Genomic DNA, 24,514 nt, shown 5'->3' with positions numbered 1-24,514 from the left:
TAGAAAGGGTTGTCTGCATAAAGGAAGTAATAGAAGATTTTTGTTGGGCATATATTGTTGTGACGATGTGTCACCGGGAGGGATACATATTGTTAAGGTCGTTGAGAAAAACAGGCAGTGAAAAAATAAATATGAGCTTTATAATATGCAATATATTTGTCTGCTTAACTCTTTTATCTGGAACAGCTGTATTAGCTTCAGCAGGTGGACTTGCCAAGGTTCTGTTTTCAAGAGGAACGGTTATAGAAACATTTTTCAAACCGGATAACGGGCTGCATGGAGTGTGGGTAACGACAGTAGCCAATAAAGATTTTCCGTCAAAAAAAGGCTTGTCTGCCGAAGAACAGAAAAAAGAAGCAGATAAAATACTTGATAAGGTAAAAGATATGTCGCTGAATACGATATTTTTACAGGTGCGTCCGGGGTCGGACGCACTTTATAAATCGTCCATATATCCATGGTCTGCAGTGCTCACAGGAGAGCAAGGAAAAGATCCTGGTTATGACCCGCTTCTTTATTTTATCGATGGCGCGCATAAACGCGGATTGAAGTTGTTCGCATGGATAAACCCATACCGCGTGCAGACAAAGGCAAATCTGGATGAACTGGCTGAGACAAATCCGGCTAAGATAAATCAGGCATGGACTGTCACAACAAGTGACGGTCAGCTTTATTATGACCCGGGTATTCCTGACGTCAGAAAAATGATTGAAGATGGCATAATGGAAATAGTCAATAACTACAATGTTGACGGTATTGTTTTCGACGATTACTTTTATCCGGAAAAGAATTTCTCAGACAGCAATTCATATAAACAATACGGCGGAGGCAAATCCATTGAAGATTTTAGGCGAGATAATGTCAATAAGCTTGTAAGCGAAGTCCATTCAAAGATCAAAAGCGCAAATCCTAAAATTGAATTTGGGATAAGCCCTGTCGGAGTCTGGGCAAACAAAAGCCAAAGCGTTTTAGGGTGCAGCACAAAGGGCGCCTTTTCGTCCTATTATGACCAGTATGCAGATACCCGCTTGTGGGTAAAAAGGAACTGGGTCGACTTTATCTGTCCGCAGATATACTGGTCAATAGGGGATAAAAGGGCTGATTATTCAACTGTGCTCAACTGGTGGTCGAATACTGTAAAAGGGACAGATGTAAAACTCTATGTTGCTCATGCCGTTTATAAACAAGGAAGTAATGAGGAGGGCTGGAGGTCGCCTGACCAGATTATCCTGCAGCTCAGGGAAGCAATAAAATATCCAGAATACAAAGGAAGCGTATTTTTTGATTATGCTGACCTGTTAAAGAACGTTGATGGAGGCGCGGATGCAATCGCAAAATATTATAAAGGGAAATTATCGGCAAATTCGTTCGGACGTACGCTTGAGATATCGTCGCCAAAGGAAAATACAATGACCAACGAAAGCAAAATAAATATTGTAGGATATTCTGATGCGAACTATCCACTTCTCATCAACGGGGTTCCAGCAGACCGCAGCCCGGACGGTTATTTTTGCCATACAGTTAATTTATCTTCTGGTACCAATGAAATTAAAATCTGCCATAAAGGTGTAACTAAAACTCTATATGTCTTATGCAAAGCCGAAGTTTTAAGATCTGTTCAGCCCCAGAACGACATAACGGCAGACGGCGGTTCTCAGATAAATATTACAGCGACGGCTCATGTAAATGCCACTGTTTATGCTACAGTACATGGCACACGAGTGGATATGACAGCGGTTGATGCACCCGGTTATGGTGATGACAGCGGGGATGAGAATCCCGACAGCGATTATGTGACATATATGGGTACATATACATTGCCTGATGCAACGACGGAAGCGCAGGACCTTGGAAAGATTTCTGTTACGGCACTTTGGGGCGGATTGGAAAAAACGCTTGAAGGTGCTCATGTTAAGGTAAATGCGCTGTCGTTTAAAACTGGTCAGAGCTGTATTGCGACAATAAAACCTTCGTCGGCTGTAAACAAGCAATATGTCGAAACATTTATATATGCTGATAACCTGTACCGTCCGGTGGCTTGTCCTCAGCTTCCCGGTTCATGGGACTATGTAGAGACAAATTCCGACGGGACACCGAAGAAATATTTCTGCGGAAGCATGACGTACTATCGGCTTTCATGTGGTTTAATGCTTTATTCAGGCAATTTAACGCTTGAGGCAAAAACGCCTGCTCCAAACAGAATTAAAAAAGTTGTTCAAAGCTCGGCGGATAATGGAAGATATACAGAATTCACCTTTGATTTTACGTCTAAGGTAACATATAATGCCACCACAGATGTTGTATGGAAGAACAGCGGTTATAATACAAGCGGAAAACGCAATTATGCTATAGACAGCTTTAACGCCAACTATTACACTATTTACTTCTTCAATACGACATACGCTGCTAATATTAATGTAAAAGATAATCCAATCGTAAGCTCTGCATCAGTTGAAAAAGTTAACGACACGACCTACAAATACACCTTTAAACTCAAAAGAACGGGCAAATTCTTCGGCACAAATGTCTACTATAACGATCAAGGTAAGTTTGTGCTTGATTTTAAAAACCCGTGGGACGGAAATATAAAGAATCTCAAAGTATCGATAGACGCAGGGCATGGCGGTGTCGATTATGGTGCTGCAGCCGGCAATGTTAATGAAAAGACGCTAAATCTTGATTATGCGCTTACAGTACGCGATTTACTTATAAATAAGTACGGTTTGGATCCATCTAATATTTATATGACGAGGACAACTGATACCTTAATTGCACCGACTAAGTCGCAGGACCTGCAAAAGAGAACATTAAATATGATTAATTTTGGTTCTGATCTATCGATTTGTATCCATCAAAACGACGGTGGCGGAGAAGGTTTTGAAACATATTATTTTCAGCCCTATAGCCAAGAACTTGCCGCATGCGTTCAGTCACATTTGGCGCAGGCATATAGAAATTGTGGTTTTGCCCACAAAGATAGAGGGTATAAGTCATGTACCCAAACAGCTTACTATTCCTGCCGGCAAACCCAGTTTCCGTCCGTACTTGTTGAGTGCGGGTTTATCGATAACGCAAATGACAGAGGCTTTTTAACAAGTAAATCAGGGAAAGATGCAATAACGCAGGCACTTGCCAAAAGTATAGTAGAATATGCAAATACATACATGCGTTAATATCAATATAAAAATAAACGGCATGGATTTATAATTTCCTTGACTTTTATCAGCATATAGACTATATTATTAGTGGCTTTGCGCATGAAATACTACTAAATACGCCAAAATCAATAAAATATACTTTTATTATGCGTTGTCAGTATTATCATGCCATATTATAGTAGTATTTTAAAAATAATTTTAGCAAAAAAGTATTTCAATTTACATTGGGGTACTTTTACACCGGAATCGTAAAAACGTTTTCCGGGGGCCATAAATTAATATAGGGGATAAAAATATGCAGGGCGCTACTCTTGTTCTATTATTGTTGTTCATTCCTGCAGTTACATCCATTATTGTACTTTTTTTGAAAAACAGGAATGGACGATCGGTAATTGTCACTCTTTCATCATGTGCAATGATAGCAGCAGCTATCCTGTTATGTCAAAATATTCTTACTCACGGTACTTTTGCAATAGAGACAAGCAAAGCCGAATGGGCAGGCATTGCCGTTACGATCATTGATGCAGCAGCATTATTTTTCACTCTTTATTTTGGTATCAAATTTAAAGAATGGAAAATTATCCTTCCTGCGATTGCTCAGATTTGTGCGGTTTTCTATCTCGAGGTTTTAAAAGTGCCGGAAGAGCCGCATTTCATTATTAAATTAGACAACCTCTCACTCATTATGACCCTGATAGTTTCGATAATAGGGCCATTGGTTGCAATTTTTGCAATCGGATATATGGAAAAACATGAGCAGCATCAAAAGCTCAAACAAACGAGACAGCATTTATTTTTTGCTGTGATATTCCTTTTCCTCTTTGCAATGAATGGTATCAGCATGACTGATAACCTGATGCATCTTTATGCTTTCTGGGAAGTAACGACGCTTTGTTCCTTCCTGCTAATTGGGCATGACTGCAATCGTGTTTCTTTTGAAAGTGCCAAACGCGCTTTATGGATAAATTCTTTCGGCGGTCTCTTTTTCGCTGTTGGAATAATATTTATATTAAACAGTGTTGGGACAATATCAATTTCGCAAATACTTGAAACCGGCAAAAAGGCGCCACAGCTCCTTGTAATCGGGCTCATGTTTTTGTGCTGTGCTGGTTTTGTCAAATCAGCACAGCTACCGTTCCAGTCATGGCTGCTCGGCGCTATGGTTGCACCGACACCGGTTTCTGCGCTGCTCCATTCATCAACGATGGTCAAGGCTGGCGTATATGTAATCGTGAGATTTTCCCCGATTTTTGGTGGACAAACCTCAGGCATACTGGTTTCGATGGTTGGCGCGTTTACTTTTGTTGCAGCGGCTGCTCTTGCCATCAGCCAAAGCAACGGCAAACGGGTTTTGGCCTTTTCGACAATATCAAACCTTGGTTTGATTATTGCCTGCGCAGGACTTGGCGGTTCACAGGCTTTAACGACGGCGATTCTTCTTATTATATTCCATGCAGTATCAAAGGGTTTGCTTTTCCTGTGCATGGGTACTGTAGAACTTAAAATCGGCAGCCGAAATATCGAAGATATGTTCGGAATATTCTCAAAAATGCCTTATACGACTTCAATCATGATACTTGGCATGCTTTCGATGATGCTGCCTCCGTTCGGTGTACTTATTACAAAATGGCTGGCAATAGAGGCTTCTGTCAATGTACCGTCTGTAATGTTCTTATTGGTGCTCGGAAGTGCATTTACAGTTGCTTTTTGGGTTAAGTGGCTCGGTGCTGTCACAACTGTTTATAAAAAAGGACACGGGAAAATCGAAGATTTACCGTTTTCGATAAAGGTTGTGCTTGGTGTTATAGCCGCAGCAATAGTTGTTATCACTGTAATAATGCCGCAAATCAATAATTATATGGTTCTGCCATCAGTGATTCAATTGCTAAATAAGGACCCAGCAATATTCGGTACAAACGGTGGTCTGTACTCCATTTCCGAGTATGGAATCTCCGGGGGCTTCGGAGGTATAATCCTGCTTACTGGGGTTATTGTGGCCGCATTTATAGTTATTTTTGTAAACGCCAAGGCAAATAAACCGAGAATAATTCCTCCATATGCTTGTGGCGCTTTAAGTGATGAAAAAGGCCGAGATTTTATTGGGCCTAAGGATAAAGTTGAAAAGGTAATGCTTCACAACTATTATCTGAGTGGTATTTTCGGCGAAAAGAAACTTATGCCAGTCGTAAGTGTTATATCAGCGATAATTATTCTCATTATGTTTGGAGTGTCCTGATAAATTATGAATATTGAAATAAACTTATCGACGTTCAAAATAATCATTGCTCTCATAGTCGTGATTTTCGCACCTCTTGCCGGTGGTCTTATCAGCGGAATCGACAGAAAGCTGACGGCACGTATGCAGGGAAGACAGGGCCCTCCGATAATACAGCCTTTCTATGACGTGATAAAACTTTTCGGCAAAGAACGTATTGCTGTCAATAAGATGCAGGACGCTTATGTTATCATGTATGCCATTTTCAACGCTGTGGCTGCAGTCATCCTTTTTACTGGACAAGACCTGCTCATGCTGGTTTTTGTTCTTGCAATTGCCGATGTATCGCTGATTATGGGCGCAATGTGCGTAAGATCATCCTATAGCAGAATCGGCGCCCAGCGTGAAATAATTCAAATGATGGTTTCAGAGCCTGTCATAATATTTACAGCAATAGGAGCTTATCTTGTCAATCATTCATTTTTGGGATCATATGTGTTTAATAACCCAAGGCCTCTTATATTAAGCCTGCCGTTACAATTTGTCGCATTACTTATTGTTCTTACTATAAAATTGCGCAAGTCTCCATTTGACTTTTCAACTTCACACCATGGACATCAGGAGCTTATTAAAGGTTTGACAATTGAGTTTTCAGGTTTCCAGCTTGCTCTTATTAACATAGGCGAATGGATTGAACTCGTTTTATTATTAGGGCTTGTCGCGATATTCTGCGCGCAGCCTGTCTGGGTCGGAATTTTACTGGCCGCTGCAGCTTTCTTCCTTGAAATCGTTGTTGACAATATCTCTGCAAGAACAACATGGTCATGGATGCTAAAAGTCGTGGGAGCTGCTGGCATTGGGCTTTCTGCGGCCAATATAATTTGGCTCTATTTGAAGTGACGTTCGTCTAATTTTTGGAGGTGCAAAATCCTTAATGGGATTATTAAGTCGCGCACGGGTAAAATCACCGTGGATAGTGCATTTTGATTGCAATAGCTGCAACGGCTGTGACTTAGAGGTACTTGCCGCATTAACACCGATGTATGATGCCGAAAGATTCGGCGTTGTCAACATGGGTAACCCGAAACATGCAGATATACTTGTTGTTACGGGTTCAGTAAATCACAGAAACCTGCGGGTCCTTAGAAATATATATTCACAAATGCCTGCTCCAAAAGCTGTTGTAGCAGTCGGGGCATGTGCATGTTCCGGTGGTATTTTTCAAGGCTCGTATAATATTCTCGGAGGAATCGACAAGGCGATACCGGTTGATGTTTATGTTCCCGGTTGTTCAATAAAACCTGAGGCTCTTCTTGATGGCATAATCAAGGCAACGGCAGTTCTTAATGATAAGAAGGCTCAGGAAAGGCATAGGGAATTTTTAAACACAATTATGAAAAATGGCGGAGCTTTGCCGTCCGAGACCGATAATAATGAAGATCAGGAGGAAAAGCTCCATGATTGATAATTTAGAAATTCTCAACGACACCGACGTTGCTGCAAGAGTACATGAACTGAAAGACCAAGGGTATAGATTTGTAACAATGACCGGATGTACGAATGATGACGGAACAGTTGATATTTTTTATTCATTTGACAAGGATTGCAAACTTTGTACACTAAAAACAACTGTAGAAGCAGGCAAAACAATTCGCAGTATTTCTGATATTTACCTTGCCGCCGCTTTTGCGGAAAACGAGATAAGTGAACTTTTCGAGGTCAAATTTTCAGGACTTGTTGTTGATTACGGCGGTCACTTTATTCTCGCGGACGGAGCACCGTCCTCACCGTTTGGCGCCGGCGTGATTATTGAGAGGAAGGACGGCAATAATGCAAAATAATAATATAGTATTACCATTCGGTCCTCAGCATCCCGTATTGCCGGAACCGCTTCAGATAAAACTTGTCCTTGAAGACGAACGAGTAGTTGACGCCGTTCCGGGTATTGGTTATGTTCATAGAGGTCTCGAACGGCTTATCGAAAAACGCGATTATATGCAGAGTGTTTATGTTGTTGAGCGTATCTGCGGAATTTGCAGTGTAATGCATGCTCAGGCCTACTGTCAGGGTGTTGAGGCACTTCTGGGGCTTGAAATTCCTGATAGGGCAAAGTATCTTCGTGTCATCTGGGCGGAGCTGCACCGCATGCACAGTCACTTGTTGTTTTTGGGGCTGATGGCTGACGCTTTCGGCTTTGAGTCACTGTTTATGCAGTGCTGGCGTATACGTGAGCGTATTTTGGATATAATGGAACAGACTACTGGTCATAGAATCATGGTATCCATAAATACAGTCGGTGGCACAAGGCGTGACCTGACTCCGGATATGCAGAAGCATATTCTTAATGAATTGAAAAATATACGGGATGAATTTGAAAAAGTAGATAAAACATTCAAAAATGATTTGACAATAGCCCACAGACTGCGTGGTTGTGCACCTCTTGATAAAGACAAGGCTTATGAACTGGGTTGTGTTGGTCCTGTTGCAAGAGCAAGCGGGATTCCACAGGATATGCGGAAATTGGGATATGCAGCATACGGCGAATTGGATTTTGAACCGGTTGTTTTGCACGATTCCGACTGCTATGCGAGGACAATGTTAAGAGTCTTGGAGATTTACCAGTCAATGGACCTTGTACGTCAGGCTATAGAAAAGCTCCCGGATGGTGAATATTATGTGAAGCCGAAGGGCAACCCTGACGGCGACGTAATATCCCGTGTTGAACAGCCGAGAGGTGAGGTTTATTATTTCCTGCGCGGCGACGGCGGAAAGAATCTAAAGAGGATGCGTCTGCGCACCCCGACTTTTGCCCATCTCCCGTCACTTGTGGAAATGCTTAAAGGCCAGCTTCTGTCAGATGTTCCTGTCATTATACTGTCTATTGACCCGTGTATTAGCTGCACTGAGCGCTGATAGATATTCAGAAAGGTTAGAGGTTGAATAATGTTGGAATTTTTAACTGTAGCCCTCAAAAATATTTTTTCAAAACCTGCTACCCGGAACTACCCATTTGAGAAGCGTGCTCCTTATAAAAATCAAAAAGGGCATATTAGTATTAATATAAATGACTGTATTTTTTGTGGACTCTGCGGACGAAAATGCCCTGTTAATGCGATAGAAGTAAATCGTACTGAGGGAACATGGCAGATTGATCGTTTTAAGTGCATAATGTGTTTAGCATGCACAGAATCATGCCCGAAAAAATGTCTTAGTGTAGAACCAATATATACTGCTCCGGCAAATGAGAAAAAAACTGATAAATTTGTAGGGCAGCCGCCGGCAATTAAGGCTGTTCCCAATGCCGGTAAAGGCAATATTGATATGTTGAAGAAGAAAAATGCATGAACTCCCTGTTGTAATTGATATAATAAAGGTAATAAGCGAAGAAGCCAAAAAGAACGGTATCAAAAAGGTAAACCGTATAGACCTTGTTATAGGTGAGCTTTCATCAATAATTGATGAATCGGTTCAGATGTATTTTGACGTAATGAGTGAAAACAGTGTTTGTGCTGGGGCAAAGCTTTATTTTGAGCATGTTCCGGCAATGCTGAAATGTGTCAAATGTGGGAAAGAGTTTGAACACAGGAAAAGTTTTGTATGCCCTGAATGTGGCGGGGAATCCGTCCTCATAAAAGGAACGGGACGCGAATTTTACATTAAGTCTTTTGACGGCGAATGAAATTTAAAGTTGAAGGAGCAGTCCAATGGAAGTTATAGTAATGAAGGAGCTTCTTGAGGCAAATGAAAAAATAGCGGAAGAAAACCGCAAATATTTTGCGTCAAGACATATTCTCGCTGTAAACCTCATGGGAGCGCCAGGTTCAGGTAAGACGACACTTATTTCTGCGGTTGCAAAAGAACTTAAGAATATCAAAATTGGTGTAATAGAGGGGGATATTGCTTCCTCAATTGATGCGGAAAGAATGGAGACTCAGGGAATCCGTTCTTCTCAGATAAATACCTGCGGCGAATGTCATCTTGACGCCCGAGTAATAAGGCAGGGCGCTGACCAGATAGATATGGAGAACGCAATTGTATTTATTGAAAATGTCGGAAATCTTATTTGTCCCGCTGAATTTGACCTCGGTGAAAACATCCGACTGCTTGCCGCCAGCGTGCCTGAAGGTGACGATAAGCCGTATAAATACGTACCGATGTTTAGTTATGCAGATGTTGTGGCATTGACAAAATGCGACTTGAAGCAGGCCGTTGGATTTGACACTTCATTCTTTGAAAAAGGCTTAAGAGCTGTTTCGCAAGCACCTTTGTTTGAATTGAGTTTGAGAAAAGGCGAAAAGGATGAAGGCATTGCTGAACTTGCGGCTTTTTTGCGTAAAAAATATGAAGAAATAGCCGGGCCTAAGGGTTAAAAAGGTTCAAAACGGCGGGCGGGTAAGTTAATTGCCCGTCCGCCGTTTGTTTAAATATAAGGGAACATAGCCGTTATTATTGTTCTTATGTCCAAGTTTTCCATATCTCCGGCTTGTAACCGATAGTTGCCTGCCTGCCGTTTCGGACAATTGGCGTTACAAACAGTTTTGGATTATTTAAAAGCATTTCTTCAGGTGTTTCCGTTGTCACTATATATTTAAGATTAAGACGTTCATATTCTTTGCCGTTCTTATCTATTAAATTTTCAATACCAACGGCAGATTTAACACTATTGAGTTCACCGCGGCTCATACCGTATTTATCTATATCAATGCTCTGAAACTTAATTCCGCGTTCTTTAAAATACCTTTCGGCCTTTTTTGTATCAAAACATTTTTTGCGTCCAAAAATCTGAATATTCATGATATCCTCCGGTTAATCATTAATTCAATGCAGAACGTATATTTTAATTATAACATAAGCAATAGAAAATGTGGCGGCTGCTAAGTTTTAAAATCAGCATGAAGTTCATAAGTTTCACAAATCTGAAAAAAATTCGAATTCTTTTATAAGCTTTCATTTTCTAATTGAATAAACTAAACAATTGTTATATAATATATACAATCTTGGATAATCTTGATATTGCGGAAGGAGCGATTTTGAAGCTTTCGGCCGCGTTTCCGTTAAATACTAAATAAGGGGATGCTGAATATGAACGATCTGATTGAGACGAATGATGAAGTACAAGAAGAAGATTTGCAACACGGCAGATATCTTACTTTTTCACTTGATAATGAAGTTTTTGGTATAGAAATAAGTTATGTAAATGAAATAGTTGGAATGCAGAAAATCAACGACGTGCCGGAAGTTTCAAACTTTGTAAAAGGTATCATAAATTTAAGAGGCAATATTATCCCTGTTATTGATATGAGAATAAAATTCAAAAAGCAGCCTTGTGAATACGACGAAAGAACATGTATTATCATCGTCAATATCAATGGGATTTCAGCGGGCCTTATTGTTGATAAAGTTGCAGAAGTTATCAGCATTGAAGACAGTGAAATAGCTCCTCCGCCGGATTTCAGAACAGGATTCCAGAGCAGATACATAAACGGAATTGGCAAATTGAAGGATAAAGTGGTCTTATTGATTGACTGTGATAAACTCTTTAGAGACGATGAGTTAGAAGAAATTACTGCTGAAAAAGAAAAGGCAGAAATCCAAGAAAATGAGAATTCATAATACTTGTCCAACAAATCCGCCACTATTCTGACCATATAGCGGCGGATTTTAAACATCTAAATTTTATGGGTGGACATAATAATTTTAAAGACAAAGTCATGGTGATTTTTATGAATGAGGCATTAGACTATATACGCTCAAAGACTGATTTTAAACCTACTGTTGGCATAATATTAGGTTCAGGTCTGGGCAAATTTGCACAAGAAATAGTGAAACCTGTGACTATTCCTTACCGTGACATACCGCATTTCCCAGTTTCTACTGTCGAGGGCCACAAAGGCTGCCTTGTCATGGGGAAAGTCTGCGGTAAGAATGTTGTGTGTATGCAGGGGCGTTTTCATTATTATGAAGGATACAGCATGAAACAGGTTGTATTCCCGGTATATATAATGAAACAGCTCGGCGTAAGAACTCTTATTGTGACAAATGCCGCAGGTGCGATAAATAAATCATTTTCGCCCGGCGATTTGATGTTGATAAGTGACCATATCAACCTTATGGGCACAAATCCGCTGATTGGCAGAAACGACGATAAACTCGGCCCACGCTTTCCCAGCATGACTGAGGGCTACAGTTTGAAATTAAGGAACATTGCAAAGACAGCGGCAGCAAATAGTCAAATAAATCTGCAGGAGGGCGTATATGCCGCGTTGACTGGCCCGAGCTATGAAACACCTGCGGAGATAAGGTTTTTAAGGATTATTGGGGCGGATGCCGTTGGCATGTCTACAGTCCCGGAGGTTATAGCGGCAAACCATTGCGGTATGGAAGTGCTGGGCATATCCTGCATTACAAATATGGCGTCCGGTGTCACCGAGAAGCCTCTTGATCATGATGAGGTTATAGAGACATCAAGAAAAGCAAGCGAACGATTTATCACACTTGTTAAATCGGTTATCGCTTTATTAAATTGACATTTGAAAGTAGGGGACAGTATGGATTTTATTGAAAGAATGCCGAAAATTGATTTGCATAATCACCTTGACGGAAGTCTGAGACCGCGGACAGTAATTGAAATCGCCCGCGACGAAGGTATCGAGCTTCCAACCTATGACGAAAAGGAATTGATGAAATATCTTTCAGTGGGCGATAACTGCGAAAGTTTGGTAGAGTATTTGGAAAAGTTTGATTTACCGCTTAAGTGCCTGCAATCAGAAAAAGCGCAGAGGCGTGTTGCAAAAGAAGCGGTTGAGGATGCGGCAAAGCATAACGTAAAATATATCGAGGTGCGGTTCGCACCTCAGTTGATGACGGAAAAGGGCATGACGTGCGCGGACGTGATACGCAACGTGATAAGCGGACTCTTGGAAGGGGAAAAAGAAACGGGTACTATCGCAAGAGCCATTGTATGCTGTATGCGCCATCACAGCGATGAAAAAAATCTCGAAGTTATAAGAGCCGCGTCAGAGTTTATGTATAAAGGCCTCGGCGGCGTGGACCTTGCGGGAGACGAAGCGCACTATCCTCCTCAGCTTTTTAAGAGGGTTTTTGATGAGGCGAACAAATACGGCATTCCTGTCACAATTCATGCCGGTGAAGCAGGTGGGGCTGAAAATGTAAGAGTTGCGATTGAGGAACTCGGAGCTGTCAGAATCGGTCATGGAATAAGAATAAATGAAGATGAAAGTGTCGTAAATCTGGTTAAAGAAAGAAAAATTCCCCTTGAAATATGTGTAACGAGCAATGTTCAGACAAAGGCTGCGCCATCATTTGAACAGCATCCAGTAAGAAAATATTTTGATTTGGGACTTAATGTTACTGTTAATACTGATAACACAACGGTTTCAAATACTGACATGACGCGGGAGCTCAACATTTTGAAGAATAAATTTGGGTTCAGCAATTCGGAACTTATGCAACTGCAGATGAATGCGGCGCGTGCTGCTTTTTTAGATAAACCAGAAAAAGAAAAGCTCTTATCAGAGTTAAAAAACAGCTTTGAAAACATTATCTAAAGAATTAGGTATATCGGAGGATAACTTAAGTGGCTACTTTCTTTGCTTTAGAGTTATTTTTGATTGCAATATTAGCCGGATTTTTGGGTTCACTTTTGGGGCTTGGAGGCGGCATAATAATTACACCGGTTTTGACGTTGCTTTTTCATCTGGACATAAAATATGCCATCGGAGCAAGTATCATAACAGTCATTGCGACATCAAGCGGCTCTGCCATCGCATATATACGGGATAGAGTAACAAACGTCAGGGTTGGTATGTTCCTCGAAATCGGCACAACGCTCGGTGCAATTACGGGTGCCTTTTTAGCTGCTCTTATAAATCCCAAATTCCTTTATATCATATTCGGACTTTTTCTTCTGTTTTCAGCCGTTATGATGCTTAGAAAAGCTAAAAATGAATTACCGCAGAACGTAAAACCGCACCCCATGGCGAAAAAGCTTGGCCTTGATGGTGAATACTACGATAAAGTCCTTGACAAAAATGTTGAATACAATGTGACTGGTGTTTTCGGCGGCCTTGGCATGATGTACGGGGCTGGTTTGCTTTCCGGCCTGCTTGGAATCGGAAGCGGCATTTTTAAAGTTACGGCAATGGATTTGTATATGAAACTGCCTATGAAGGTTTCCAGCGCTACGAGTAATTTTATGATGGGCGTTACAGCCGCCGCCAGCGCAGGAGTTTATTTTCTTAAGGGAAATATAGACCCGAAAATAGCTGCACCTGTGGCTCTGGGCGTACTTATGGGCGCGACAATAGGGACAAGGGTAATGCAAAGGTTGAGAAGCAAAACCTTGAGGCTCATTTTCATCCCTGTTTTAGTGATAGTTTCTGTTCAGATGGTAATTAAAGGGGTGGGAATATGAGAAACAAGGAAATTGAAGATTTGGAGCTTGCCATAAGCAAAGTGATTAAATACGGAGTTCTCGCAAGTGCAGCGATAATGCTCATCGGGCTTATTATATTTTTGGTGACGGGCAGCAGCGGCTATCCCGGCAGCTATTATCCGACAAGTCTCGTAGAAATTTTTCAAGGGCTTATCGCATTTAAACCATATGCGATAATGATGTTTGGGCTGTTTCTGCTTATTTTAACGCCTGTACTTCGAGTTGGCGTTTCAATTTTGTTATTTTTAAAAGAGAAAGACTATACTTTCGTCAGAATAACCACGCTCGTTTTTATAATACTGATAATCAGTTTTTTATTAGGCAAGGCAAAATAAAAAAATTCCTCCTGTAATTTAAACAGGAGGAATTTTTCATATGTAAAGGGTCATTTTGTAATCGTCCATTACAAATCCGCCGCCGATATCAGTTACAAGCGGTCCATCGTTGATAAAACCCAGTTTATTATATACTTTGATGGAATTTACATTGTTTTTATTGACCGTGAGCCAGATTGAGTTGTATCCCAAAGGTTTATACTTGCTTATTATATGGTTGATTATAAACCTTGAAATGCCGTTGCCGCGATATGATTTATCGACATAGAGTTTGCTTAAGAAAATGCGCTTCTCATCTTCAGGTTTGATTGCCGTATATCCTGCAAGTTTGCCGTCAAAATAGGCTGTGTAATAAATATAACCATTTTTTAAATCGCTATATATCTTGTCAGGGGCTGAAAATTTTTCGAGCATATATTTTACCTGTGCCTCACCGATGATTGGCGTATAGTGCTCCGTCCAGATTTTTTGGGCAAGGGCGGAAATGATTTCGGCGTCTTTTTTTGTAACAGCTTCCTTCAGCTCAATGTCCTTCTGCACTATTATCCTTCCTTTCTGGCTTTGGCTTATCATAATCGTCAAGAAAACTATGTTTTACGCCGTCTTTGCGGTACCCAATGACGGTATCAAGATTGATATTATGGACACTCCGGAAAATATTCATATCGATATTTTCGTTCGTCTGGCGGAATTTCTTTATCAGAGCTTTCATTTCCTGCCTTTTCGAACCGCCGGTGCTTCCTCCGAGCGTGCAGCTTTCCGTAAAACGGCATGCGCACTGAATAAATTCAAGCTCGTTGTATCGTTTCCAGTTTATAATTGAAGCCTCTCTGACCAAATACATCGGCCTTATGAGTTCCATGCCTTTAAAGTTGGTGCTGTGGAGCTTCGGCATCATTGTTTTGATTTCAGCGCCGTAAAGCATGCTCATAAGTATAGTTTCAATAACGTCATCGAAATGGTGTCCAAGTGCGATTTTGTTGCAGCCAAGATCCTGTGCGTTCTTATATAGGTAACCGCGCCTCATTCTGGCGCAAAGGTAACAAGGTGAATCAGTAACTTCAGCTACTATATCGTAAATCTTCGTTTCGAATATCTTTATGTGTATACCGAGATACTCTGCGTTGTCAATAATTCGCTGCCGATTTACAGCGCTGTATCCCGGATCCATTACAAGATACTCGGCTTCAAACGGGACGTCACTGTGCCTTTGCAGTATCTGAATTAACTTTGCCATAAGCATAGAGTCCTTGCCGCCGGAAATGCACACAGCTATCCTGTCACCGGATTTTATGAGCTGATATTCCTTAATTCCTTTAATAAATCTCAGCCATATTTCCTTGCGGAATTTTTTTGTTATACTGAGTTCAACTTTTTCTATATTGTTCATTCAAATTATCCTTTCAATGGGAACCGGAAGCCGGTAGGTGACTTATTCAAATATTCAAACTTTCGTAGGACATTCTATTTAACAAGCTTATTATATATAGCATCAAAACAGGCTAAAAAGGTATTGATATCGTCGTTGGTGGTAAGGTGGGAAAGGCTTATTCGGAGTGTTGAAAGCGCCGCTTTCCTGTCCTTTGTCAATGCATAAACAGGGCGGGAAAGAGTCCCGGGCGCACAACAAGCTGACTTTGTCGAAAGACAAATTCCATTATCGGACAAAGCCGCCTGAAACTCTTCAGCTTTAGCACCAAAGATACTCAAGTTCAAGATAAAAGGTATAGATTCATCAGTGCTGTTTATTTTTACTTTTGGATACTGTGCAAGCGCGTCTCTGAGCGTCCTGTTTAATTCAGATACGTAATTATACCGCTCTTCCATTTTTTCGAACGCGATTGAGAGAGCTTTTGCAGTTGAGACTATAAGGGGCAGGACAGGGGTCCCGCTGCGAAATTCGGTTGTGCTGATACCGCCGTTAATAAGAGGCTCGAGCAATACGTTTTCTCTTTTAAAAAGCACGCCAAAACCGTTTGGGCCGTAGAATTTGTGGGGAGCAAAGGTCATCAAATCAACCCCATCAAGCGGCACTTTGATTTTTCCAACGGCTTGCGTTGCGTCAATATGAAAATAACAATGAGGTTTATCAGCAATTATTGGCGCTATCTCACTAATATGCTGTTTTATACCGACTTCACTGTCGACCATGCAGATTGAGACCAAAATTGTGTCGTCGCGAATCAATTCCTTGAGGCTGTCGAGATCTACAAGGCCGTTTTTATCGATATCGACATAGTCAATGTCAAATCCTTTACTTTGCAAGTAAGCGACAGCGCCGGAGACAGATGAATGTTCAAGCGGCGTCGTAATAATATGGTGCCCATATTTCTTATACTGGCCTGCTATGCCTTTTATTGCAAGATTGTTTGATTCAGTTGCGCCTGAAGTGTAGATTAATTCGTTTTCCTTGACCCCCAATAATTGCGCCATCAGCCTCGTTGCTTTATTGAGTTCTTCTAATGCCGCTTTTCCGAGAGCATGCGGAGAGTTCGGATTTGCTATATATTTTTTTGATATTTCAATATAAGTTTCTAAAACACTGTCGTCGACAGGTGTATTTGCTGCATAATCGAGATAAATCATTGCTATCAGTTTCCTTGTAAAATAATTTAGATACAGAATAAGCAAAGAAAAATTAATATAATAGCCAGAGCGCCGAAATTAAGCGCAGAAAATGCTTTAATGTATTTTGAGGCATCGTATTGCCTGATATAAAGCTTATATGATATAAGACTTGCAAGAGATGCTACCAGTGTACCAAGCCCGCCAGCGGATACACCGTATAACAGTTCTTTGTGATTTTCGGTGAAACCAGAGATTAGAACCGCCGATGGGACATTGCTGATTATCTGCGATAATCCGGTGGCTGCAATAAGTACAGTGTATTTTGCATTAAGGGCCGACGAAAAAAATGATTTAATCATTGAGATGCCAGTTACGCTGTCAGTAAAGAGAAAAAACAGCACGAAAGTCATAAGCAGAAAATAGTCGGCTTTTAAAATTAGCCGAGGAGCAAAAATTAAAAATATTATAAGCGTTGCTGCAAGTGCAATCCTGTAATCAAGGACGTGGAGAACAGACAGGATATTCAGAATGAATACGACTGCTGCAGAGTATAACAATCTTGGTTCGTAAACTTCAAACTTAATCTTTTCAGTTTTAAATTTGCCGCCGGAATTAAAAAGCAAATTCGCTGCAAACAAGATTGCAATGCCAATAAGGCAAAATGGCAGTATAATTAAGAAAAACTGTAAAGGTTCTAATTTAAAATAAGAAAAGAGATAAAGATTTTGCGGATTGCCAAAGGGTGTCAAAGCTGAAAAAATGTTTGCCGCTATAGTTTCGAGAATTATCAGGATATATGGGTCTTTGCCGCTTACCTTCGACATGGATAGAGTCAAGGGCACGACTGTCAGCAAAGCCACATCGTTTGTGACAAACATCGAAAGAAGCCCGGTTACTGATATCATTGCAAATCCGAGCATTCTTGGTGTGCTGAATTTGCCCAATGACAGCCCTGCAAGTGACGTCAACAGGTTACATCTTTCAAATGCAACACAGGTAAGCATAAAAGAAAATAGGGTTGAGATTACATTCCAGTTTATTGCCGTAAAATGCGGTTTTGAGAAAAATGATAAGATTATCGTTAAAAATAATGTTATAAAAAAGAAAGGTTCTTTTTGTATTAGTTCCAAAGCTTTTGCTTTTATATTTTCTTTTGTAAACGTGATTTATCAGTCCTGAAAATAATATTTGTATAGATATTTACGTAAAACCCATTTTATCATTTTATGCTTATTTCAATAAAAAAGCAAGATAAATAAACCTTTTATTGACTTTTATAAAAGTGCTCAAAACTAAAAAACTAAAAATGACAGAGTAAATTGAAGGAGATGTTTATGTGAAGGCAAAGCCAGATGATAGAAAAGATAACGTTGAAAAAATTCAGCGCAATATAAACAATACAATCAGGAATATGGAACTTGCCGACGAAATGATAGAAAAAACCGACGACCCTAAGATGAAAGACGCTCTTGAAGAGAAGAATGAAAGAAGGCGTATGTCGCTTGACGCAATGAGAAGTGAAATACGCGACGAGGCAAAGGCCCGTGAAAGAGGATATAAATAACGCGTAAAATTAAGCCGGCGAATGTGCCGGCTTTTTTAAAATAAAATTTAATTTTTAGGGGAAAATATGCCTAAAGGAAGTGGTACATTATGTTTTCAATATTACCCCCTACGGCAAAGAGGGTTGAGTATAATACAAGTGATTGTGACAATGAAAAAATAAGGCATGAAACTATTGAAAATATAAGCGATTATATTGAATCTGGCAAAGTTATTCAGAACAGACTGAATCAACTTGACAGGGAATGGGACGTTGAGCGGTTTATAGAGACAAATGCCGCAATAATTATTTTCATCAGCACTTTGTTTGGCGCAAAACGGAGCAAATACTGGCTTATAGTATCTATATTCGTCAGCGTCTTTTTGCTTCAGCATGCTCTTCAGGGGTGGTGTCCGCTGCTGCCATTGCTCAGGAAGATAGGAGTCAGGACGGAAAATGAAATCTTCAATGAAAAAACTGCATTAAAGATTCACAGAGGCGATTTTTCATTGGCATTTGCAGACCCTGAAAGTTTGTTAAGTGTGTCAGAGAGATGATTAAAAGCAAGTGTTGTGCTGCCTATAGAGTTTAAAAAGATGCTTTTCTAATGATAAAAATGGCTTAAATAAGTGAGAAAAAGTAAAAGCCAGCGCCGTTTTGGCGCTGGCTTTATTTAGCCTTATATGGCCTATTACTGTCCATTTTAGGAATGATCATATTTGGGCCGTTATGAAACTGCCCATTGTTCGATAAATAAAATTATACTGCGCGCTGAACCTTATTTGAGCGAAGGCACCGCGTACATACATGAATATGACGAGGAGAACCGTCAATTATAGCCTTAACACGCCTAACATTGGGCTTCCATGTCCTGTTTGAACGCCTGTGCGAATGGGAAACCTTTATCCCAAAGGCCAATTCCTTCCCACAGAGATCACATTTTGCCATCTATCTGCACCTCCTCATAGATTTTCACTTGAAGATTAGCCGGCCATCTGCGGGGCTTGCTAACTCAAAACTAAATAAATGCAAAAGCATAACAAATGTATTTTATCAGACATTAGAAATAAAAGCAAGTTTTTTTTGATAATAATCAATAATACAATTCTATTTTAACAACTGCAGATATTCCTTAAATTTATTAAAAGCTTGAAAGAATACTTATTTTAGAATATAATTGTATGAGAAAAGATGTCTCTGACAAAACAGCTTACCTATTTTGATAAGGGATGTTTTAGCTATGGAACACAAATTTACTGTTGCATTGTCAAAGATTATCAAAGAGTTTTCCCTTGAAAGCATATATATGCCGGATAATCCTGATAATATTTTAATATCAAGCATAGATGTAAACCGTCCTGGCCTTCAGCTTGGTGGCTTTTTCGATTACTTTGACAACGAGCGCATACAGATAATAGGGCTCACAGAAATCTCTTTCTTAAAACGATTTGTTGAGGAAAAGCGCCGCAATGCAATTGATAAGCTACTTTCAAGGCGTCCGCCGGCACTTGTGATTTGCCGTAATCTTGAATTGTTTCCGGAAATTGTAGAACTCGCCCAAAAATATAAGGTTCCTGTCCTAAGAACCAGCGAATCAACATCAGGGTTTATGTCGGGGCTTATCTCGTTCCTTAACGTTGAGCTCGCTCCACGCGTCACAAGACATGGTGTCCTTGTCGAAGTTTACGGAGAAGGCATTTTGCTGCTTGGTGAAAGCGGAGTCGGTAAAAGTGAAACCGCAATTGAACTGGTAAAGAGAGGCCACAGACTTATTGCTGACGATGCTGTGGAAATAAGGCGTGTCAGCTCAAGGACTCTCGTCGGTTCATCCCCAGAAAATATACGGCATTTCGTGGAACTTCGCGGTGTAGGCATAATAAACGCAAGGCGCATTTTTGGTATGGGTGCCGTAAAAATGACTGAAAAGGTGGATATGGTAATTCACCTTGAAGTTTGGGACAGCAATAAGATATATGACAGACTCGGGGAGGAAAACGAACAGACAAAAATACTGGGTATTACTGTGCCTTCGTTGACAATTCCCGTGAAGCCAGGACGTAACCTTGCTATTATAATTGAGGTTGCGGCCATGAATAACAGACAGAAAAAAATGGGTTACAATGCTGCACAAGAACTGCTGCAGAAACTTGGTATGACAGATGATATAAAAACTCAGACGATTAATAAAGAATTAGATTGGGATATATACTAAATAGATTGTTTTCATACAACTGTAATACGAGAATTAATAAATCACAGTGCATATGTTTTTCTGCATGCGCCTTAAGTCAGAGGGAGATATGCTGAAATTACATGACTTAGGCTGCCTGCAGAATATTTATTAAAAGAAAAATAATGTTTCTAAAATTGCAGACATTTAACGATTTTGGAGGGTAATTATGTACTATATAGGAATTGACCTTGGCGGGACAAATATTGCAGCGGGTATAGTCGACGAAGACATGAATATCGTCCTAAAAGATAGCATTCCGACAAAACTTCCGAGAAGTGCGGATTTGATTATAGACGATATGGCATACCTAACCAAGGAACTTCTAAAAAAAGCTTCTATATCAATGGACCAGGTCAAATGGATTGGTATTGGGACTCCCGGGACCGCAAACTTTGACACTGGCATTATAGAGTATTCGAATAATTTGCGTTTTAATAATGTTCCCATGGTCAAGATGATGGAAGAAAGACTTGGGAAAAAAGTTTTTGTTGAAAATGATGCAAATGCTGCTGCCTATGGTGAGTTTAAAGCGGGCGCTGCGAAAGGTGCTAATTCCGCTGTGGCAATAACATTAGGCACAGGAATCGGCGGCGGAGTAATTATTAACAAGCGCATACTGCATGGCTTTAACTTTGCCGGCGGTGAACTTGGCCATACAGTTATTGAAGTCGATGGGCGCGAATGTACATGCGGAAGGCGTGGCTGCTGGGAAGCATATGCTTCTGCAACCGGCCTTATAAATCTCACTAAAGAATCAATGAAAGAGCATAAGGACAGCATAATGTGGGAGATTGCAGGTGGCAGCCTTGACAACGTAAACGGAAAAACTGCTTTTGATGCGATGAGAAAAAACGATGAGGCCGGACGGCAGGTAGTCGATTTGTACATAAAATATCTTGGCTGTGGACTTATCAATATGATAAACATATTCCAGCCTGAGGTTTTATGTATTGGCGGAGGAATCTGCAAAGAAGGCGACAATTTGATTAAGCCGCTTGAAAAGATTATAGAAAAAGAACGCTACAACAAAAATGCAGAGAAACAGACAAAGATTTGTGTAGCTAAGCTTGGAAATGACGCCGGTATAATTGGCGCGGCGTTTGTAGGTGAACTCTATAACGCGCAATAATATCACATTTATTGGAGGATAATATGACGCCTATTGAACAGCTTAAAAATATGGCGCTTTCGTTTGGCGCCGAGGTATTGGAAAATGAGCCGATGAGCAGGCATACCACATTTAAAATAGGCGGTCCGGCAGATTTATTTATCACAGCTTCAGGGGAAAATACAATTAAGGAGATAGCACAATTCTGCAATGAGAATGATATTCCATTGTTTGTTATCGGCAATGGAAGCAATCTTCTTGTATCTGATAAAGGGATACGTGGCGTCGTTCTCAGACTCGGCAGAGGAAAAATTATATGTGACGGAGAGAAAATAATATGTTCTGCGGGTGTGCCGCTGCGCAGTCTTTGTGAGACAGCAAAAGACAACTGTCTTACAGGACTCGAATTTGCGTATGGCATTCCAGGTAGCGTCGGAGGCGCTGTTTACATGAATGCAGGTGCCTACGGCGGTGAGATGAAAGACGTTGTAACAGCATCCACGCATATTCAAAACGGAAAGATCGGAAAATTTGAAAATACAGAACTGGATTTCGGATATCGCAAGAGCGCTTATACCGGAAAAGACTATATAATCTTGAGCGCAGAATTTAAGCTCAGCCGCGGTGACAAAAAAGAAATTGAGGCAAAAATGAGCGAGCTTATGAACCGGCGCAGAACAAAGCAACCGCTTGAATATCCCAGTGCAGGCAGTGTTTTTAAAAGGCCTGTTGGATATTATGCCGGGACGCTTATTGAAAGCTGCGGGTTGAAAGGGTACCGCGTAGGCGGCGCAGTAGTAAGCGAAAAACATGCAGGATTTATAGTAAACACCGGTGGAGCGACATGCGAAGACGTATTGAAACTAATAGAAGAGATTCAGAATGAGGTGTTAAAAAAGGCCGGCGTGATGCTTGAATGTGAAATCAAAACAGTTGGCGAGAAGTAATCGCTGCTGAAGAATGGAGGAAAACGACGATGGCTTTTGTCATTGTCACAGGTGTTTCTGGTGCCGGTAAGACGAGGGCTGTAAACGCACTTGAAGATATAGGATTTTATTGTGTGGATAATATGCCGCCGGCATTAATCCCGAAATTTGCGGAACTTTGCGTAAATACACAGGGAAAGATAAAGAATATTGCAATTGTTACCGATGTTCGCGGAGGAGCACTTTTTAACAGCCTTTTTGACGGCCTTGAAGAGCTGAAAAAGCAAGGCTGTGAATATAAAATAATGTTTATCGACGCTGACAATTCAGTTATAATTCGGCGTTTTAAAGAGACCAGGCGAAAACATCCACTTTCGGAAGCGGGAATGTCAATCGAAGAGGCGCTCGAACAGGAAAGGGAACTACTGCGCCCAGCCCGTGAAAGGGCAGACTATATCATAGATACGACAAACCTGTCGCCTGCACAATTAAAGCAGCGCATAACGGTTTTGTTTATGGGTGATAAGAGGACCGGGCTTATCGTAAACTGCATGTCCTTTGGATTTAAGTATGGAATTCCGCCGGAAGGCGATCTGATTTTTGACGTACGGTGTTTTCCAAATCCGTTTTATATTGAAAGTTTAAAAAGGCTGACGGGGCTCGACGAGCCTGTGCGTGATTATGTGTTTGCATCAGAGAAGACGCGTGGGTTTGTGGCAAAGCTTTTCGATATGATTGATTACTTGCTACCGTTGTACGCGGAAGAAGGCAAGAGTCAGCTTGTGGTTGGAATAGGTTGCACAGGCGGAAAACACAGGTCGGTTGCTATAGCTGAAGCGTTATATAAACATTTACTTGAAAAGGATATAAGAGCGGCAGTAAATCATAGGGATATACAGAAGCCGTAGTAAATAGAGAGTATAAAATATAAATTATGCCATCGCAGAAAGAACTGATTATGGATACTGTCTAAAAGGGAATAGTAGTTTTTATTATTCAGTTGTTTCTATATGCGATGGCTTATTTTGGAGGAACAAATTGACTTTCGCGTACAAAGTTAAATCAGAGCTATGTGCGGTCGAGATGAACGAAAAATGCTGCAAAAAAGCTGAAGCATATGGTTTTTTACTTTTCGGCCGACATTTTTCGAAATACGGTATCACAGTTCTAACAGAACATCCTGATGTTGCTAATACAATGTCAAAACTGCTTTCGGACATGTTCGGGATAAAACTGCGTCAAAAAACCTCAAAACGCAGTGACGGCCGAATTGCTGACTGCATATCAGTTGAAAATGAAAAAGATATAGACAGACTGTTTGATGAGTTCGGCCATTCCGAGAAAAACGTAACGCTCAGAATAAACCGCTCAAATATTGAAAATGAGTGCTGCAATTCAGCTTTTTTGCGGGGTGTATTCCTTTCTTGCGGGTCTATCGTTGACCCGGGCAAGGATTATCACCTTGAGTTTGTTTCGCCTCATATACGCCTTGGAAAAGACCTTTCGGATTATTTGTCAGAACTTGATTTTGAACCAAAGACTATTGTCCGCAAAGGTAATCTTGTCGTTTACTTGAAGGACAGCGAACAGATTGAAGATATTCTGACAATGATGGGAGCAGTTCGCTGCTCTCTGGAGCTTATGAATATAAAGGTCTATAAAGATTTACGCAATAAGGTAAATCGTGTGACTAACTGTGAGACTGCAAACATCGGCAAAACGGTTGAAGCGTCCGCGCGTCAAATAGAAGCTATAAAAAAGCTTATGTCGGCAAAAGACAGCAATAGTATTCCGCCTGAACTTCGTGAAATAGCCAAAATCCGCATTGAAAATCCTGATGCGTCCCTCAGTGTGCTCGCAAAGATTTCAGGTATAAGCCGCTCTGGTGTTAATCACAGGCTTCAGCGCATCATTAAACTGGCGAATCAGATTAAGTAGTTATACTGTTTAGTGGTTAAAAAGAAAGGAATGCA

General features: G+C 40.7%; 27 protein-coding genes. 21 read left to right on the top strand and 6 right to left on the bottom strand.

Translation table 11 applies throughout. The annotated features are described in order from the left end of the window. The first annotated feature begins 89 nt into the window (after nt 1-89). From V6C21_RS02140 to hypB, 9 genes are all read left to right on the top strand, one after another. Nucleotides 90-3,173: a family 10 glycosylhydrolase gene (locus tag V6C21_RS02140; RefSeq protein ID WP_479268220.1), complete on the top strand. Its 3,084-nt coding sequence runs from the start codon at nt 90-92 to the stop codon at nt 3,171-3,173. Between the two features lie 349 nt (nt 3,174-3,522). Continuing rightward, a complete protein-coding gene (locus V6C21_RS02135) occupies nt 3,523-5,394 on the top strand; it encodes an NADH-quinone oxidoreductase subunit 5 family protein (protein WP_479268219.1) in 1,872 nt (623 codons plus the stop codon). Nucleotides 5,395-5,400: 6 nt separating this feature from the next. Then, nucleotides 5,401-6,273, top strand: a complete 873-nt coding sequence (locus V6C21_RS02130; RefSeq protein WP_034838498.1) for a respiratory chain complex I subunit 1 family protein — start codon at nt 5,401-5,403, stop codon at nt 6,271-6,273. Nucleotides 6,274-6,307: 34 nt separating this feature from the next. Next, on the top strand, nt 6,308-6,838 hold the full coding sequence (locus V6C21_RS02125; RefSeq protein ID WP_479268218.1) for an NADH-quinone oxidoreductase subunit B family protein: 531 nt from the start codon (nt 6,308-6,310) through the stop codon (nt 6,836-6,838). After that, nucleotides 6,831-7,214, top strand: a complete 384-nt coding sequence (locus tag V6C21_RS02120; RefSeq protein ID WP_034838501.1) for an NADH-quinone oxidoreductase subunit C — start codon at nt 6,831-6,833, stop codon at nt 7,212-7,214. The genes V6C21_RS02125 and V6C21_RS02120 overlap by 8 nt, the downstream gene beginning before the upstream one ends. Continuing rightward, nucleotides 7,204-8,286 carry a hydrogenase large subunit gene (locus tag V6C21_RS02115; RefSeq protein ID WP_045085444.1) on the top strand — a complete coding sequence of 361 codons (1,083 nt, stop codon included), beginning with the start codon at nt 7,204-7,206 and terminating at the stop codon, nt 8,284-8,286. The genes V6C21_RS02120 and V6C21_RS02115 overlap by 11 nt, the downstream gene beginning before the upstream one ends. Nucleotides 8,287-8,316: 30 nt before the next feature. Then, on the top strand, nt 8,317-8,718 hold the full coding sequence (locus V6C21_RS02110) for a 4Fe-4S dicluster domain-containing protein (protein ID WP_051492402.1): 402 nt from the start codon (nt 8,317-8,319) through the stop codon (nt 8,716-8,718). Beyond that, complete coding sequence (gene hypA, locus V6C21_RS02105; RefSeq protein WP_034838508.1) at nt 8,711-9,052, top strand: hydrogenase maturation nickel metallochaperone HypA; 342 nt, start codon at nt 8,711-8,713, stop codon at nt 9,050-9,052. The genes V6C21_RS02110 and hypA overlap by 8 nt, the downstream gene beginning before the upstream one ends. A 25-nt stretch (nt 9,053-9,077) precedes the next feature. Continuing rightward, entirely contained in the window at nt 9,078-9,743 is a 666-nt protein-coding gene (hypB, locus tag V6C21_RS02100) for a hydrogenase nickel incorporation protein HypB (RefSeq protein WP_479268217.1), read from the top strand. Between the two features lie 85 nt (nt 9,744-9,828). On the opposite strand, the gene V6C21_RS02095 is transcribed toward hypB, so the two are convergent. Further along, the gene (locus V6C21_RS02095) at nt 9,829-10,167 is read right to left on the bottom strand and encodes an arsenate reductase family protein (RefSeq protein WP_045085447.1); all 339 of its coding nucleotides are present in this window, start codon (nt 10,165-10,167) and stop codon (nt 9,829-9,831) included. A gap of 288 nt (nt 10,168-10,455) precedes the next feature. Between V6C21_RS02095 and V6C21_RS02090 the strand changes: the two genes are divergently transcribed. The 5 genes from V6C21_RS02090 (at nt 10,456) to V6C21_RS02070 (ending at nt 14,163) form a co-directional block, all read left to right on the top strand. Further along, the gene (locus V6C21_RS02090; protein WP_034838517.1) at nt 10,456-10,986 is read left to right on the top strand and encodes a chemotaxis protein CheW; all 531 of its coding nucleotides are present in this window, start codon (nt 10,456-10,458) and stop codon (nt 10,984-10,986) included. 65 nt (nt 10,987-11,051) lie between these two features. Further along, nucleotides 11,052-11,900: a purine-nucleoside phosphorylase gene (locus V6C21_RS02085; protein WP_479268216.1), complete on the top strand. Its 849-nt coding sequence runs from the start codon at nt 11,052-11,054 to the stop codon at nt 11,898-11,900. 21 nt (nt 11,901-11,921) lie between these two features. Further along, nucleotides 11,922-12,941, top strand: a complete 1,020-nt coding sequence (gene add / locus V6C21_RS02080; RefSeq protein WP_479268215.1) for an adenosine deaminase — start codon at nt 11,922-11,924, stop codon at nt 12,939-12,941. A gap of 29 nt (nt 12,942-12,970) precedes the next feature. Then, nucleotides 12,971-13,807, top strand: coding sequence for a sulfite exporter TauE/SafE family protein (locus V6C21_RS02075; RefSeq protein ID WP_034838523.1), 837 nt, complete (start codon nt 12,971-12,973; stop codon nt 13,805-13,807). Further along, nucleotides 13,804-14,163, top strand: coding sequence for a DUF1634 domain-containing protein (locus V6C21_RS02070; RefSeq protein WP_034838526.1), 360 nt, complete (start codon nt 13,804-13,806; stop codon nt 14,161-14,163). Before V6C21_RS02075 ends, V6C21_RS02070 begins: the two co-directional genes overlap by 4 nt. A 36-nt stretch (nt 14,164-14,199) precedes the next feature. Here the strand turns inward: V6C21_RS02070 and V6C21_RS02065 are convergent, their stop codons facing one another. The 4 genes from V6C21_RS02065 to V6C21_RS02050 all read right to left on the bottom strand — a co-directional run bounded on the left by V6C21_RS02065 (nt 14,200) and on the right by V6C21_RS02050 (nt 17,861). Beyond that, entirely contained in the window at nt 14,200-14,703 is a 504-nt protein-coding gene (locus V6C21_RS02065) for a GNAT family N-acetyltransferase (protein ID WP_479268214.1), read from the bottom strand. Continuing rightward, on the bottom strand, nt 14,687-15,553 hold the full coding sequence (locus V6C21_RS02060) for a tRNA 2-thiocytidine biosynthesis TtcA family protein (RefSeq protein ID WP_479268213.1): 867 nt from the start codon (nt 15,551-15,553) through the stop codon (nt 14,687-14,689). The genes V6C21_RS02065 and V6C21_RS02060 overlap by 17 nt, the downstream gene beginning before the upstream one ends. A 74-nt stretch (nt 15,554-15,627) precedes the next feature. After that, entirely contained in the window at nt 15,628-16,749 is a 1,122-nt protein-coding gene (locus tag V6C21_RS02055; protein ID WP_479268212.1) for a cysteine desulfurase family protein, read from the bottom strand. A gap of 26 nt (nt 16,750-16,775) precedes the next feature. Continuing rightward, nucleotides 16,776-17,861 (bottom strand): SLC13 family permease, encoded by a 1,086-nt coding sequence (locus tag V6C21_RS02050; protein WP_479268211.1) that lies wholly within the window; start codon nt 17,859-17,861, stop codon nt 16,776-16,778. 206 nt (nt 17,862-18,067) lie between these two features. Here V6C21_RS02050 and tlp point away from each other — a divergent pair, with 206 nt between their 5' ends. Together tlp and V6C21_RS02040 are read left to right on the top strand one after the other, a co-directional pair. After that, nucleotides 18,068-18,295: a small acid-soluble spore protein Tlp gene (tlp, locus tag V6C21_RS02045; RefSeq protein WP_034838536.1), complete on the top strand. Its 228-nt coding sequence runs from the start codon at nt 18,068-18,070 to the stop codon at nt 18,293-18,295. Nucleotides 18,296-18,384: 89 nt separating this feature from the next. Further along, nucleotides 18,385-18,831 carry a YgaP-like transmembrane domain gene (locus tag V6C21_RS02040; protein ID WP_479268210.1) on the top strand — a complete coding sequence of 149 codons (447 nt, stop codon included), beginning with the start codon at nt 18,385-18,387 and terminating at the stop codon, nt 18,829-18,831. A 202-nt stretch (nt 18,832-19,033) separates the two neighbouring features. Here the strand turns inward: V6C21_RS02040 and rpmB are convergent, their stop codons facing one another. After that, on the bottom strand, nt 19,034-19,222 hold the full coding sequence (gene rpmB / locus V6C21_RS02035) for a 50S ribosomal protein L28 (RefSeq protein ID WP_084228728.1): 189 nt from the start codon (nt 19,220-19,222) through the stop codon (nt 19,034-19,036). A gap of 292 nt (nt 19,223-19,514) precedes the next feature. Here rpmB and hprK point away from each other — a divergent pair, with 292 nt between their 5' ends. The 5 genes from hprK to whiA all read left to right on the top strand — a co-directional run bounded on the left by hprK (nt 19,515) and on the right by whiA (nt 24,479). Continuing rightward, nucleotides 19,515-20,486 (top strand): HPr(Ser) kinase/phosphatase, encoded by a 972-nt coding sequence (hprK, locus tag V6C21_RS02030; RefSeq protein WP_034838541.1) that lies wholly within the window; start codon nt 19,515-19,517, stop codon nt 20,484-20,486. Nucleotides 20,487-20,673: 187 nt separating this feature from the next. Continuing rightward, nucleotides 20,674-21,636, top strand: a complete 963-nt coding sequence (locus V6C21_RS02025) for an ROK family protein (protein ID WP_034838544.1) — start codon at nt 20,674-20,676, stop codon at nt 21,634-21,636. A 23-nt stretch (nt 21,637-21,659) separates the two neighbouring features. After that, on the top strand, nt 21,660-22,562 hold the full coding sequence (gene murB / locus V6C21_RS02020) for a UDP-N-acetylmuramate dehydrogenase (protein ID WP_034838547.1): 903 nt from the start codon (nt 21,660-21,662) through the stop codon (nt 22,560-22,562). 29 nt (nt 22,563-22,591) lie between these two features. After that, nucleotides 22,592-23,449: an RNase adapter RapZ gene (gene rapZ / locus V6C21_RS02015; protein ID WP_034838550.1), complete on the top strand. Its 858-nt coding sequence runs from the start codon at nt 22,592-22,594 to the stop codon at nt 23,447-23,449. A 130-nt stretch (nt 23,450-23,579) separates the two neighbouring features. Continuing rightward, nucleotides 23,580-24,479: a DNA-binding protein WhiA gene (gene whiA / locus V6C21_RS02010; protein WP_034838553.1), complete on the top strand. Its 900-nt coding sequence runs from the start codon at nt 23,580-23,582 to the stop codon at nt 24,477-24,479. Nucleotides 24,480-24,514: the final 35 nt, after the last annotated feature.

It is taken from the genome of [Clostridium] cellulosi (genome assembly GCF_036762875.1).
GTDB lineage: Bacteria > Bacillota > Clostridia > Oscillospirales > Ethanoligenentaceae > Ruminiclostridium_D > Ruminiclostridium_D cellulosi.
This window is presented reverse-complemented; position numbering and strand designations above follow the sequence as displayed.

Coding starts and splice junctions, on each gene's coding strand:
- V6C21_RS02055 (WP_479268212.1), bottom strand. CDS start 16,749: ATGATTTATCTCGATTATGCAGCAAATACACCTGTCGACGACAGTGTT.
- V6C21_RS02120 (WP_034838501.1), top strand. CDS start 6,831: ATGATTGATAATTTAGAAATTCTCAACGACACCGACGTTGCTGCAAGA.
- V6C21_RS02085 (WP_479268216.1), top strand. CDS start 11,052: ATGGGTGGACATAATAATTTTAAAGACAAAGTCATGGTGATTTTTATG.
- murB (WP_034838547.1), top strand. CDS start 21,660: ATGACGCCTATTGAACAGCTTAAAAATATGGCGCTTTCGTTTGGCGCC.
- hypB (WP_479268217.1), top strand. CDS start 9,078: ATGGAAGTTATAGTAATGAAGGAGCTTCTTGAGGCAAATGAAAAAATA.
- V6C21_RS02090 (WP_034838517.1), top strand. CDS start 10,456: ATGAACGATCTGATTGAGACGAATGATGAAGTACAAGAAGAAGATTTG.
- V6C21_RS02130 (WP_034838498.1), top strand. CDS start 5,401: ATGAATATTGAAATAAACTTATCGACGTTCAAAATAATCATTGCTCTC.
- hprK (WP_034838541.1), top strand. CDS start 19,515: ATGGAACACAAATTTACTGTTGCATTGTCAAAGATTATCAAAGAGTTT.
- add (WP_479268215.1), top strand. CDS start 11,922: ATGGATTTTATTGAAAGAATGCCGAAAATTGATTTGCATAATCACCTT.
- V6C21_RS02070 (WP_034838526.1), top strand. CDS start 13,804: ATGAGAAACAAGGAAATTGAAGATTTGGAGCTTGCCATAAGCAAAGTG.
- V6C21_RS02025 (WP_034838544.1), top strand. CDS start 20,674: ATGTACTATATAGGAATTGACCTTGGCGGGACAAATATTGCAGCGGGT.
- rpmB (WP_084228728.1), bottom strand. CDS start 19,222: ATGGCAAAATGTGATCTCTGTGGGAAGGAATTGGCCTTTGGGATAAAG.
- V6C21_RS02110 (WP_051492402.1), top strand. CDS start 8,317: ATGTTGGAATTTTTAACTGTAGCCCTCAAAAATATTTTTTCAAAACCT.
- V6C21_RS02125 (WP_479268218.1), top strand. CDS start 6,308: ATGGGATTATTAAGTCGCGCACGGGTAAAATCACCGTGGATAGTGCAT.
- hypA (WP_034838508.1), top strand. CDS start 8,711: ATGCATGAACTCCCTGTTGTAATTGATATAATAAAGGTAATAAGCGAA.
- rapZ (WP_034838550.1), top strand. CDS start 22,592: ATGGCTTTTGTCATTGTCACAGGTGTTTCTGGTGCCGGTAAGACGAGG.
- V6C21_RS02115 (WP_045085444.1), top strand. CDS start 7,204: ATGCAAAATAATAATATAGTATTACCATTCGGTCCTCAGCATCCCGTA.
- V6C21_RS02040 (WP_479268210.1), top strand. CDS start 18,385: ATGTTTTCAATATTACCCCCTACGGCAAAGAGGGTTGAGTATAATACA.
- V6C21_RS02095 (WP_045085447.1), bottom strand. CDS start 10,167: ATGAATATTCAGATTTTTGGACGCAAAAAATGTTTTGATACAAAAAAG.
- V6C21_RS02060 (WP_479268213.1), bottom strand. CDS start 15,553: ATGAACAATATAGAAAAAGTTGAACTCAGTATAACAAAAAAATTCCGC.